At 74.8% G+C, this 12,459-nt stretch carries 10 protein-coding genes; 7 read left to right on the plus strand and 3 right to left on the minus strand.

What is annotated here, in order from left to right; all coding sequences use genetic code 11:
- The first annotated feature begins 156 nt into the window (after positions 1 to 156).
- Positions 157 to 1,674: a lytic murein transglycosylase gene (locus ACW69E_RS06925; RefSeq protein WP_457497298.1), complete on the plus strand. Its 1,518-nt coding sequence runs from the start codon at positions 157 to 159 to the stop codon at positions 1,672 to 1,674.
- Between the two features lie 41 nt (positions 1,675 to 1,715).
- Here the strand turns inward: ACW69E_RS06925 and hrpB are convergent, their stop codons facing one another.
- Both hrpB and ACW69E_RS06935 read right to left on the minus strand, forming a co-directional pair.
- Positions 1,716 to 4,265, minus strand: a complete 2,550-nt coding sequence (gene hrpB / locus ACW69E_RS06930; RefSeq protein ID WP_457497299.1) for an ATP-dependent helicase HrpB — start codon at positions 4,263 to 4,265, stop codon at positions 1,716 to 1,718.
- Positions 4,266 to 4,323: 58 nt separating this feature from the next.
- Positions 4,324 to 5,145 carry a class I SAM-dependent methyltransferase gene (locus ACW69E_RS06935; protein WP_457497300.1) on the minus strand — a complete coding sequence of 274 codons (822 nt, stop codon included), beginning with the start codon at positions 5,143 to 5,145 and terminating at the stop codon, positions 4,324 to 4,326.
- A gap of 425 nt (positions 5,146 to 5,570) precedes the next feature.
- On the opposite strand from ACW69E_RS06935, the gene rpsA reads away from it, so the two are divergent.
- The 4 genes from rpsA to ACW69E_RS06955 all read left to right on the plus strand — a co-directional run bounded on the left by rpsA (position 5,571) and on the right by ACW69E_RS06955 (position 9,690).
- Positions 5,571 to 7,079 carry a 30S ribosomal protein S1 gene (rpsA, locus tag ACW69E_RS06940; RefSeq protein WP_457497301.1) on the plus strand — a complete coding sequence of 503 codons (1,509 nt, stop codon included), beginning with the start codon at positions 5,571 to 5,573 and terminating at the stop codon, positions 7,077 to 7,079.
- Positions 7,080 to 7,353: 274 nt separating this feature from the next.
- The gene (locus ACW69E_RS06945; RefSeq protein WP_457497302.1) at positions 7,354 to 8,340 is read left to right on the plus strand and encodes a PAC2 family protein; all 987 of its coding nucleotides are present in this window, start codon (positions 7,354 to 7,356) and stop codon (positions 8,338 to 8,340) included.
- A gap of 116 nt (positions 8,341 to 8,456) precedes the next feature.
- Positions 8,457 to 9,062, plus strand: coding sequence for a dephospho-CoA kinase (gene coaE, locus ACW69E_RS06950; RefSeq protein WP_457497303.1), 606 nt, complete (start codon positions 8,457 to 8,459; stop codon positions 9,060 to 9,062).
- Positions 9,063 to 9,318: 256 nt separating this feature from the next.
- Entirely contained in the window at positions 9,319 to 9,690 is a 372-nt protein-coding gene (locus ACW69E_RS06955) for a tetratricopeptide repeat protein (protein WP_457497304.1), read from the plus strand.
- A gap of 110 nt (positions 9,691 to 9,800) precedes the next feature.
- On the opposite strand, the gene ACW69E_RS06960 is transcribed toward ACW69E_RS06955, so the two are convergent.
- The gene (locus ACW69E_RS06960) at positions 9,801 to 10,589 is read right to left on the minus strand and encodes a hypothetical protein (RefSeq protein WP_457497305.1); all 789 of its coding nucleotides are present in this window, start codon (positions 10,587 to 10,589) and stop codon (positions 9,801 to 9,803) included.
- A gap of 176 nt (positions 10,590 to 10,765) precedes the next feature.
- On the opposite strand from ACW69E_RS06960, the gene ACW69E_RS06965 reads away from it, so the two are divergent.
- Together ACW69E_RS06965 and ACW69E_RS06970 are read left to right on the plus strand one after the other, a co-directional pair.
- The gene (locus ACW69E_RS06965) at positions 10,766 to 11,524 is read left to right on the plus strand and encodes an HNH endonuclease family protein (RefSeq protein WP_457497425.1); all 759 of its coding nucleotides are present in this window, start codon (positions 10,766 to 10,768) and stop codon (positions 11,522 to 11,524) included.
- A gap of 115 nt (positions 11,525 to 11,639) precedes the next feature.
- Positions 11,640 to 12,341, plus strand: coding sequence for a S1 family peptidase (locus tag ACW69E_RS06970; protein WP_457497306.1), 702 nt, complete (start codon positions 11,640 to 11,642; stop codon positions 12,339 to 12,341).
- The last annotated feature ends 118 nt before the right edge of the window (positions 12,342 to 12,459 follow it).

A 12,459-nucleotide genomic window follows, 5' to 3' on the forward strand; every position in this document is an offset into this window, starting at 1 on the left:
GCCGTAGTGTCCCGCTCGTTACCCCTCGTGGAGAGGCGGTGCGGCCGGAGCGCGGACATACGGCGGGTGCCGGGCGAACCGGACACGCACAGGGCGTGCACAACCGTACGGAGCGTCTGAGGGGCGCCGTATCCGACAGGAGCGGCGCGGCAGCGCGTGACAACAGCGTGGAGGGTCTGGCAGATGGCGGCTCGGCGGCTCGTGGGCAGGGTCCGAAGGGGCGTTACCAGCACCGCGGTGGTGGCGGCGGCGATGGCCGCGCTCACCGCGTCCCAGGGGCCCGGCCTGGAACTGGTGCAGCCCGGCGGCAGGGAGGCGGCCGGCTCCCCGGAGTCCCCCGACCTTCCCGCGGACGGCAACTCCCCCTACCACACGGAGTTTCCTCCGCTGGTCAAGCCGGACAAGCCGGGATCCTCCAGTGACCTGCCGGATGTCACCGGTCCCGCCGAGTCCGGCATACCCGCCACCGTTCTGGCCGCCTACAAGAGGGCGGAGCGGACCCTGGGCGAGGAGCGGCCCGGCTGCAACCTTCCCTGGCAACTCCTGGCCGCGATAGGCAAGGTGGAGTCCGGGCAGGCGCGCGGCGGAGCCGTGGACGCCCAGGGCACCACCCACAGGCCGATCCTGGGGCCCGCGCTCAACGGCGTGGGTTTCGCACACATCTCGGACACCGACGGCGGCGCGTACGACGGCGACACCCGCTACGACCGGGCCGTCGGGCCGATGCAGTTCATCCCGTCCACCTGGGCCGGCTGGGGTGCGGACGGCAACGGCGACGGACGCAAGGACCCGAACAACATCTACGACGCCGCCCTCGCCGCCGGGCGCTACCTGTGCGCGGGCGGCAGGAACCTGTCGGACCCGGCCGATCTGGAACGGGCCATCCTCAGCTACAACCAGTCGCGGGAGTACCTGCGGACGGTGCTGTCCTGGCTGGACTTCTACCGCAAGGGCGTCCACGAGGTGCCCGACGGCGAGGGAACGCTGCCCGACAGCCCCGGCGCGGGCAACGAGTCGAAGCCCGCGCGGCCGGGCGGCGAGCCCGCCGGCGACTCCACCGGGCGTCCGGGCGACAAGGCCGACGGCCGCAAGGGCGGCGACGGCGGTGGCGACGGTGGGAAGGACAAGAGCAGGAAGCCCTCGCCGAAGCCCCCCGTCTCCGAGGGCGGTACGGTCAAGCCTGTCCCGCCCGGGGACTCCGGGGAGCCCGGGGAGGAGCCCGAGAAGCCGGACGCGCCGGAGGAGCCGGACAACCCGGAGGAGCCCGAGAAGCCGGACACGCCGGAGGAGCCGGACGACCCGGAGGAGCCCGGGGAGGAGCCGGACAACCCCGAGGAGCCGGGCGAGGACCCGCAGTGCCCGGTGGACCCGGAGGCCCCCGAGGAGCCGGAGGACTCGGAGGAGCCCGGCGAGAGCGCCGAGGAGCCCGCGGGCTCGCCCTCCCCGGCCCCGGCCGGGCAGCCGGGTGAGGACTCCGGTGGACCGGAGGGCTCCGAGGACCCGGAGGACCCGGAGAACCCGGAGGAGTCCGAGGAGGACCCGCAGGACCCCTGCGGGGACGAGGACCCGGAGGAGCCCGGGGAGGGCGAGGACGGCAGCGGTCAGCAGGGCGGCGGGGAGCAGACCCCCGCCCCGGCCGCCGGCGCCACCGTCCAGGCCCGCCAGGAGGACTGAACCGGCGGCGGGGTCCGGTGCCGACCGGGCCCCGCCGCCGCTCAGCTCCCCCGCCCGGAAGCCCTCCGTGCCGCGGCGGTCGTACGCCCGGTCGGCCGGGCGGTCGCCGGATCCTCGGGCCAGGGGTGTCTGGGGTAGCGGCCGCGCAGCTCGGCCCGCACCGAGCGGTAGCCCTCGCGCCAGAACGACGCCAGATCCGCGGTCACGGCCGCCGGCCGCCCCGCGGGCGACAGCAGATGAACCAGCAGCGGCACCCGGCCGTCCGCCAGGCGGGGCGCCTCCTGCCAGCCGAACAGCTCCTGGAGCTTGACCGCGAGCACCGGCCGCTCCCCGCCGTAGTCCACCCGTATCCGCGAGCCCGAGGGCACCTCGATCCGCTCCGGCGCCAGTTCGTCCAGCCGGGCGGCGTCCCCCGAGGCCCAGGGCAGCAGCGCGTTCAGCAGCCGGCCGGCGTCCGCGCGCTCCAGATCGGCCCGCCGCCGTGCCGGGCCCAGCACCCCGTCCAGCCACTCGTCCGCCCGCGCCAGCAGCGCCTCGTCCGACACGTCCGGCCACGGCTCGCCCAGCTCCCGGTGGAGGAAGGCCAGCCGCTGCCGCAGGGACACGGCCTCCCGCGTCCAGCGCAGCAGTCCCACGCCCTCGCGCCGCAGCCCCTCCAGCAGGGCCGCCCGCACCGCCGCGGGGCCGGGGTCCGGCAGGGGACGGGAGGACAGCTCGATCGAGCCCAGCCGTTCCACGCGCCGGGCCACCACGTCGCGCCGCCCGGCGGACCAGCCGACCTCCTCGGCCTCCGTGTACAGCGCCCCCGCCGCCTCCCGCGCCGTCTCCTCGTCGACCGCCGCGGCCAGCCGTATCCGCGCGGAGGCGGCCCCCGCGGGCCGGTCCGCGACGGCGACCGCCAGCCAGGGGGCGTCGCGCAGCCCGGAACCCGGTGCGAGTTCGGCGCGGGTGCCGGAGGCCATCAGGTACGCCCGTTCGCCGCGCGAGCGCGCCACCCGCTCGGGGAAGGCCAGCGCCACCACCAGGGCGGCGGCCGCGTCGTCGGCCGCTTCGGCGGAGCCCTGCCCGCCGGGCCCGCCCGGCAGGGCGCCCTCCAGCCGGCGCGCCTCCCGGTGCCAGCGGGCGTGGTAGGCGTCCCGGCCCCGGCGCGCGGCACGCCACACCGCCGCCACCTCGTCGCCGTACTCCCGGGGCGGTTCCTCGCTCAGCAGCGCAACCACCTCGGCCGCCCGCCGCGCCCCCACCAGGGGAGCGGCGTCCAGCAGGGCGCGCGCCAGCCGGGGGTGCAGGCCCAGTGAGGCCATCGCCCTCCCGCGTTCCGTGGCCCGGCCCCGTGCGTCCACGGCGCCGATCGCCCGCAGCGCCTCGCGGGCCGCCGCCATCGCGCCCTGCGGGGGCGTGTCGGGCAGTGCCAGCCCGCGCACGTCCGGATCACCCCAGCAGGCCGCGCGCAGCGCGAAGGCGGTGAGGTCGGCGACGGCGATCTCGGGGGAGGGGAAGCGCGGCAGCCGCTCGTGCCCGGCCTCCGGCCAGCAGCGGTAGACCACCCCCGGCGCCTCGCGCCCGGCCCGTCCCGCGCGCTGCCGGGCCGAGGCCCGCGAGGCCCGCACCGTCGCCAGCGAGCTCAGTCCCCGGGCATGGTCGGTGCGCGGTTCGCGGGACAGCCCGGCGTCCACCACCACCCGCACCCCCGGCACCGTCAGGCTGGACTCGGCCACCGCCGTGGCCAGCACCACCCGCCGCCGCCCGGCCGGACCCGCCAGTACCGCGTCCTGGACGGCGGCCGGGGCCCGCCCGTGCACCTGGAGCACCTCGGCGCCGGCGCCGCCGTCCAGCAGGGCGGCCACCCGGGCGATCTCCCCGGTCCCCGGCAGGAAGCACAGCACGTCGCCCTCCTCCTCCCGCAGGGCCCGGCGCACCGTGTCCGCGACGTGCTCCAGCAGAGCCGGGTCGACCCATGTGCCGTGGGCGGGGCGCACCGGGCGGGCCAAAGGCGCCCACACCACCCGCACCGGATGGGAGGCGCCGGGCGCCTCCACCACGGGCGCGTCCAGCAGCCGGGCCCAGGCGTCGGCGTCGGTGGTGGCCGAGGCTGCGACCAGGCGCAGCTCCGGCCGCAGCGCGGCGCGTACGTCCAGCAGGAAGGCGGCGGCGGTGTCCGCGTCCAGATGCCTCTCGTGGCACTCGTCCAGCACCACCGTGTCCACCCCGGGCAGTTCCGGGTCCCGCTGGAGCCGCTGGAGCAGCACCCCGGTGGTCACCACCTCCACCAGGCACCCGGGCCCCACCGTCCGCTCCCCGCGCACGGTGAACCCGACCTTCGCCCCGACGGATTCGCCCAGCAGCCAGGCCATCCGCCGCGCCGCGGCGCGCACCGCGATCCGGCGCGGTTCGGCGACCAGCACGCGCCGCGCCGGGGCCTCCTCCAGCGGACCGGCGAGCCCGGCCAGGGCGAGCGGCACCAAGGTGGTCTTGCCGGTGCCCGGCGGGGCGCACAGCACGGCCGCCCCGCGTGTTTCGAGGGCGTCCTCCAGTGCGGGCAGGACGGTGCGTACGGGAAGTCGGCTCAGGGCGTCGGTCCGCAGGGGCATGCCCCCATCCTCGCAGCGCCCTGAGGACGCTGTGAGGAGCCCCGAGGAGCCATGAGGATCACCGGTCCCGCTCGCAGACGAAGATCGCGGTGCCCGGGATCAGCCGGCCGCGCAGCGGCGACCAGCCTCCCCACTCCTGCCGGTTCCACTCGGGCCACTCCGGCTCCACCAGGTCCACCAGGCGGAACCCGGCGGCGACGAGGTCGCGCACGCGGTCGCCGAGGGTGCGGTGGTGCTCGACGTAGACGGCGCGCCCCCGCTCGTCCTGCTCCACGTAGGGCGTGCGGTCGAAGTAGGAGGCGGTGACCGTCAGCCCCTCCGCCCCCGGTTCGTCGGGGAAGGCCCAGCGGACCGGGTGCGTCACGGAGAACACCCACCGGCCGCCCGGCCGCAGTACGCGGCGCACCTCGCGCAGCACCCGCACCGGGTCGGCGACGAAGGGCAGCGCCCCGTACGCGGAGCAGGCCAGGTCGAAGGAGCCGTCGGCGAAGGGCAGTGCCCCGGCGTCGGCCTGCACCAGTGGGAACGCCGGGGCGGCGCCGTCGATGCGCAGCGCGTGCCGGAGCTGGCGGTGCGAGATGTCCAGGGCCACCGGGCGCGCCCCGCGCGCGGCCAGCCAGCGCGAGCACTGTGCCGCCCCCGCGCCGACCTCCAGCACCGGGCGGCCGGCCAGCCCCTCGGCCGGGCCCAGCAGACCAGCCTCCTCCTCGTCCAGGCCCTCCGGGCCCCACACGAAGCGGTCGTCGCCGAGGAAGCCGCCGTGCTCGCGCTGGTACTCGTCGGCGTTCCGGTCCCACCAGCCGCGGCTGGCCCGGCTGCTCTCGGCGGCGTCCGCGTCGCGGCGGGCGGCCTCCGGCTCTGGTCCACTGTCCTGGTTCATCTCGCCCGTCGTCGTAGTCTTCGGTTCCGGCGCGCGGCCGGGGAGGGGGCGCCGAAGAGGTGCCGTGCGGGTGCCCGGAGCCCCGGCATCCGGGCGTCGGCGGGCCCCGCGAGGAGCGGGAACGGGACGCGTGGCCGGCGACTTGTGCCGGATTTGGGAGCAAAGTCCCGTGTGTCCTCGTTCGCGCATTGACCCCGCCCGGCTGCCCCCGTATGCTACAAGTTGCGCTGCGGGCCTGCGCGCCTCGGACGGAGCAGGTCGCGCTCGCATCTGTTGTATGTCCCCTCGGTTGTCGAGGTGCTCGTGGTTTCCTCGGAGATCTTCGGTGAAGCACCTCTCAGGCTGTCCGGCTTCGGCAGTGCGATACGGGCTCTCGGCGTAGCAGTACCTACGACTTCAATGTCCGTACCGGAGCCCTTTTCCACATGACGAGCAGCACCGAGACCACCGTGACCACCCCGCAGGTTGCGGTTAACGACATCGGTTCCGAGGAAGCCTTCCTCGCCGCGATCGACGAGACGATCAAGTACTTCAACGACGGCGACATCGTCGACGGCGTCATCGTGAAGGTCGACCGGGACGAGGTCCTGCTCGACATCGGCTACAAGACCGAAGGCGTCATCCCTTCCCGAGAGCTGTCGATCAAGCACGATGTCGACCCGAACGAGGTCGTCGCCGTCGGTGACGAGATCGAGGCCCTGGTCCTCCAGAAGGAGGACAAGGAGGGCCGCCTGATCCTCTCGAAGAAGCGTGCCCAGTACGAGCGGGCCTGGGGCACCATCGAGAAGATCAAGGAAGAGGACGGCATCGTCACCGGTACCGTCATCGAGGTCGTCAAGGGTGGTCTCATCCTCGACATCGGCCTCCGTGGCTTCCTGCCGGCCTCCCTGGTCGAGATGCGTCGCGTCCGCGACCTCCAGCCGTACGTCGGCAAGGAGCTCGAGGCCAAGATCATCGAGCTGGACAAGAACCGCAACAACGTGGTCCTCTCCCGCCGCGCCTGGCTGGAGCAGACCCAGTCCGAGGTTCGCCAGACCTTCCTCACCACCCTCCAGAAGGGCCAGGTGCGGTCCGGCGTCGTCTCCTCGATCGTCAACTTCGGCGCCTTCGTGGACCTGGGCGGCGTGGACGGTCTGGTCCACGTCTCCGAGCTGTCCTGGAAGCACATCGACCACCCGTCCGAGGTCGTCGAGGTCGGCCAGGAGGTCACGGTCGAGGTCCTGGACGTCGACATGGACCGCGAGCGCGTCTCCCTGTCGCTCAAGGCGACCCAGGAAGACCCGTGGCAGCAGTTCGCCCGGACCCACCAGATCGGCCAGGTCGTGCCCGGCAAGGTCACCAAGCTGGTGCCGTTCGGCGCGTTCGTCCGGGTCGACGAGGGCATCGAGGGCCTGGTCCACATCTCCGAGCTGGCCGAGCGCCACGTGGAGATCCCGGAGCAGGTCGTCCAGGTCAACGACGAGATCTTCGTCAAGGTCATCGACATCGACCTGGAGCGCCGCCGCATCAGCCTCTCGCTGAAGCAGGCCAACGAGTCCTTCGGCGCCGACCCGATGGCGGTCGAGTTCGACCCGACCCTGTACGGCATGGCCGCGTCCTACGACGACCAGGGCAACTACATCTACCCCGAGGGCTTCGACCCGGAGGCCAACGACTGGCTGCCGGGTTACGAGAAGCAGCGCGAGGAGTGGGAGCGCCAGTACGCCGAGGCGCAGCAGCGCTTCGAGCAGCACCAGGCGCAGGTCCTCAAGTCCCGCGAGGCCGACGCCCAGGCCGAGGCCGAGGGTGCCGGCGGCGGTGCCCCGCAGGGCGGCGGCACCGGCGGCGGTGGCGGCGGCTCGTACTCCTCGGAGTCGGACGACAACTCCGGCGCCCTGGCGTCGGACGAGGCCCTGGCGGCCCTCCGCGAGAAGCTCGCGGGCGGCCAGAGCTGACCCGTCGGGCCACCGCGGCCGGCAGGCCGGCGCGCGGTAACCCGAGGTAGCGCGACAAGGCATGGCCCCCTCCCCGCCCGGGGAGGGGGCCATGCGGCGTTCCCGCCTCCGCATCGGCCCCCGCAGGGGTGCCGGGCGGCCCCCCGGTGCCGGGGCCGTGCCGAAGATGGCACGATGCGTTGCCGAAGAGGCCTTCCGGTCACCCGGCCAGGGGAATGCGCACACGGCGGCGGATGTTGCCGACAGACGGAAGCGACACGGAGGAGCGGCGAAGGTGCTGGACCCGCAGGGTTTGTACGCATGGGATCCGACCGGCCTGGCGGAGGCCGAGGCGGTCATCGGTGAGCCGGGCAGTGCAGGGCTCGTCATGCTCTACCACTTCGAGGGCTTCATCGACGCCGGCGAGACCGGCGGGCAGATCGTCCAGGGGCTGCTGGACGGCGGCCCGCGCACGACCGTCGCCCGCTTCGACGTGGACCGCCTCGTCGACTACCGCGCCCGCCGGCCGGTGATGACCTTCCGGCGCGACCACTGGGCGTCCTACGACACCCCCCGGCTGGACCTGCGGCTGCTGCGGGACGCCACCGGCACCCCCTTCCTGCTGCTGGCCGGACCCGAGCCGGACGTCGAGTGGGAGCGGTTCACGGCCGCCGTGCGCGAGATCGTCGACAGGCTCGGCGTGCGGCTGTCCGTCGGTTTCCACGGCATCCCCATGGGCGTGCCCCACACCCGCCCCGTCGGCCTCACCCCGCACGGCAACCGCCTGGACCTCACCCCCGTGCGGCAGACGCCCTTCGACGAGGCACAGGTCCCCGGCAGCGCCGCCTCGCTGCTGGAGCTGAGGCTGGCCGAGTCCGGCCACGACGTGCTGGGCTTCGCCGCGCACGTCCCGCACTACGTGGCCCGCTCCACCTACCCCGAGGCCGCCCTGACCGTGGTCGAGACGATCACCGCGGCCACCGGGCTGGTGCTGCCGGAGATCACCCGGTCGCTGCGCACGGACGCGCACCGCGTACGGGAGGAGATCGAGCGGCAGCTCGCCGAGGGGGACGGCGAACTGGTCGCGGTCGTCCGCGGCCTGGAGCAGCAGTACGACGCCGTGGCAGGGGCCGAGACCCGCGGCAGCCTGGTCGCCGAGCCCGTCGAACTGCCCTCGGCCGAGGAGCTGGGAGAGGTCTTCGAGCGTTTCCTGGCCGAGCGCGAGAGCGGAGGCGGGACCGGGGACGGGGACTCCGGGGAGGCCGGCGGCCCCCTGTCCTGACCGGGCCACGCCCCGCTTGGATAGGGTGACGGCAGCCGCCGCGGACGAACCCGTGTGCGGTACGCGGCCCCGGCGCGGGGCGCGGTGCGGGCACGGACACATATGGAGGCGCGGCCATGCTCTCCGTGGGGCTGACGGGCGGAATCGGCGCGGGCAAGAGCGAGGTCTCGCGGCTGCTCGACTCGTACGGCGCCGTGATCGTCGACGCCGACCGGATCGCCCGCGAGGTCGTCGAGCCGGGCACCGAGGGGCTAGCCGCGGTGGTCGCCGAGTTCGGCGAGGAGGTCCTCGCCCCGGACGGCACCCTGGACCGGCCGAAGCTCGGCTCGATCGTCTTCGGCGACCCCGGGAGGCTGAAGGCGCTCAACGCGATCGTCCACCCGCTTGTCGGGGCGCGCTCGGCCGAACTCCAGCGCGCGGCCGGCGAGGACGCGGTGGTCGTGCACGACGTACCGCTGCTGACGGAGAACGGCCTGGCGCCCCTGTACGACCTGGTGGTCGTCGTCGACGCCTCCCCGGACACCCAGCTCGACCGGCTGGTGCGGCTGCGCGGCATGGACGAGGAGGACGCCCGGGGCCGGATGGCCGCCCAGGCGACACGCGAGCAGCGCCTGGCGGTCGCGGACATCGTCATCGACAACGACGGCCCCCTGGAGAAGCTGGAGCCCCAGGTCGCCGAGGTCTGGCGGCGGCTGAGGGAACGCGCCGACCGGTGGGCCTGAGGCCGCCCGGACCGGGCGCGGCGGGTTGTCCGCGGCCGCCGCGGTGTGCTTGACAGCCCCTCGCGCCGGGAAGGATCCCCGTACAGGGCAGCGGGAATATGCCCGCGCGGCGGGTGCGTTGCCGTGGCGGTACACCAAGGCGCCGCGGGACGTTCCCGGGCCTTCCGCGACGCCCCCGTAAGCACCCCCGTACCCGAAGGACCCGTGATCCCGCGGCCAGTGCGGTGCGGCCGATCCCGGTCGAGGAGGCGTCGACGTGCCCGAGACCACGCCCGAGACCCATGTCATCCAGTACCGCGCCGCGGAGCAGCTGCTGGCCGCCCGCGATCCCAGGGGCGCGCTGAAGCTCCTGGAGTCCGTCGTCGAGGCCTTCCCGGAGAAGACCTCCGTCCGGCTGCTGCGTGCCCGCGCGTTCTTCCTCGGCGCCCAGCTGCGCGCCGCCGAGGAGGAGTTCCAGATCGTCCTGGAGCGCGAGCCGGACAACTCCTTCGCGCACTTCGCGCTCGGCCGCACCCTGGAGCGCGCGGGCCGCGACGAGGAGGCGCTGCGCCACTTCCGCCTGGCGGCGGCGCTGGACCCCCGGCCGGACTTCTGGGAGGCGGCCCGCTTCGGCGACCGCGCCGCCTGACCGCCCCCCGGCCCCGGCCCGGCGCCCGTCCGCGCGGCTTCCTCCCGTGAAGCCGCACGAGCCGCCCGCCGCGCCCGTTCCCGGTGTCGCGGTGGGCGGCTCGCGTCCTGTCACCGGTCCGCGCCCCGGGGCATCCCCAGCCCCAGCGAGCCGGTCATGAAGAAGGCCCCCTCCACCCAGCGGCCCACCCAGCCGTCCGGCGCCGGGGCGTGCGGGAGCTGAGCGTCGGAGGCGGCGACGTCCACCTCGACCCCGCCGAGCGTTCGCACCCTCAGGCGGTGGAAGACCCCGCCGCCGATCTCGCTCTCGACGCGCTCGGCGGCCACCACACCGCCCGCGAACAGGGCCTGCGCCGCGGGCGCCCACTCCCGGCCCGAGTCCTCGGGGCGGAAAAGCCCGGAGGGGATGAGGTACTCCGGCGCGAAACGCGGCTCGCGCCCCCGCTGCGCCGCGTCGTACGCCGCCCGGTCCGCGTACACGCCGATCCGCTCGGCGAGCGCGCTCAGCCGCACGAACCCCTCGGTGGGCGCGCCGCCCCGCTCCCTTCCCAGCGCGCGCAGCTCCGCGCGGTCGGTCAGCTCCACCGGCAGCGGGCACAGTGTCCGGCCGTCCTCGCCGTCCAGCAGCTCCAGGTGCGCGACCCCGTCCGGGGCCAGGGCGATGCCGCGTACCGGTACCGGCGCCCCCCGGGGGACCAGGGCGGGCAGTACGTGTGTCAGCGAGCCCTCGCCGTCGATCTCCAGTTCGACGCGGGCGCCGCCCGCGCCGGTCCACACCACCCGCACCGCACCCCCGCCGACGGGCTCCGCACTGCCGAGGGCGTACAGTCGCCGCAGCAGTTCGCCGTACTCCTGCCTGCTGCCCGCCTCGAGGCCGATGGCTTCGAAGTGACTGGTCATGGCGCACCCCCGTGGGATCGATCGGCTTCGACAGCCACCCACCGTCCTCCGTCCGGCCGGGGGCGGCAATCGGATTTCGCCCCGGGCACCGGGGAAGGATGGACGGTGGACCGGCCCCGTCCGCAGCGGCGGGCCCGCCGCCCGTACCCGCCCCGACCCCTGGACAACCCGTGCCGATACCAGTCCTCCGCCCGGTCTCCGCCACCGCCCTCGTGCTGAGCGCCGCCCTGTCCCTGACGGCGTGTGAGTCGATCGACCTCGAATCCCCCTCCCCGGGGACGGAGTCCGGCTCGTCCGCCGGACGCGCCGTCAGCCCGCTGGAGAACGAGGAGGGTACCGAGCCCGGGCTGGCACCGGTGGCCTCCGCGGCGGACCGCGAGAGGGCCCGCGAGATCGTGTCGGAACTGGCGACCAAGGGGCGCGGGCCCAGGACGGGGTACGACCGGGACGAGTTCGGCTACGCGTGGATGGACACCGCCGACGGGGTGCCGCTGGCGCGCAACGGCTGCGACACCCGCAACGACCTGCTCGCCCGTGACGGCCAGGAGTTGCGCTTCCGCTCCGGCTCCGACTGCGTGGTCGTCGCCATGACGCTGGCCGACCCCTACACGGGCAAGGAGATCGACTGGAAGAAGCAGGACGCCGCCGAGGTGCAGATCGACCATGTGGTGCCGCTGTCCTACGCCTGGCAGATGGGCGCCTCCCGGTGGCCGGAGGACAAGCGCAAGCGGCTCGCCAACGATCCGCTGAACCTGCTGCCGGTCGAGGGCCGCGCCAACTCGGCCAAGGGTGACTCCGGTCCGGCCTCCTGGCTGCCGCCGAACAAGCCGGTCCGCTGCGCCTACGCGGTGCGCTTCGCGCAGGTGGCCCTGGAGTACGAGATGCCGGTCACCGAACCGGACAAGAAGACGATGCTGCGGCAGTGCGGGGGCTGAGACCGCCCGGCGCGGGGCGGACGGCCGGGCCGGGCGGTCTGGCGCAGGGGGCAGCTCCTCCCCACCATCGGTGTACCGGCGCCATCCGCCGGCACCGTCCCCACCGGGAGGAACCATGAGACGCCCGCCCGCCCCCGTCCCCGCGACCGTCCTGGCGTTACTGGCCGCTCTGGCCGCCGTGCTCCTCGGCGCGCCCACGGCCGCCGCCGCCCCCGTCCCGGCCGCCTCCACCACGCCGACCGCCATACGCGGCGGCGATGTGCTGTACGGCGGCGACGGCCGCCGATGCACGGTGGCCTTCAACGCCCGCCGCGACGGCGCGTACCACGGCCTCGTCGCCGGCCACTGCGCGGGTGGGGTCTCCACCTGGTACGCCGACGCGGCGCGGACCGTGCCGGTCGGCACCACCGTGGGCAGCAGCTTCCCCGGTGACGACCACGGGGTCGTCCGCTACACCAACACCTCCCTGTCCTACCCCGGCGAGGTGAGCCTGGGCGGCGGGGCCGTCCGGGACATCACCGGGGCCGCCTCCCCGCGCGTGGGCCAGGCCGTCTGCCACGTGGGCCGGACCAGCGGGCTGCGCTGCGGCACGGTCACCGCGGTCAACCTCACGGTCAACTACGGCGGCGGCGCCGTCCACGGACTGTTCAGGTCGAACGCCTGCTCGGAGCCGGGCGACGCCGGAGGCCCCGCGTTCTCCGGCACCACGGCCCTCGGCGTCATCGTGGGCGGCAGCGGAAACTGCGCCTACGGCGGCACCACGTACTACCAGCCGGTCACCGAGGTCCTGGCCGCGTACGGCCTGAGTCTGTACTGAGGCACTGAGGCCCACGGGAGCCCGGACGGGAGGGGCCGGGCTCCCCCAGGCGCACTTGGCAGGGGAGACGACGCCTTCTAGCTTGACGGTGTCCATTCAAATCGGAGGTGCCGTCACA

It is taken from the genome of Streptomyces sp. SS8, assembly GCF_054072955.1.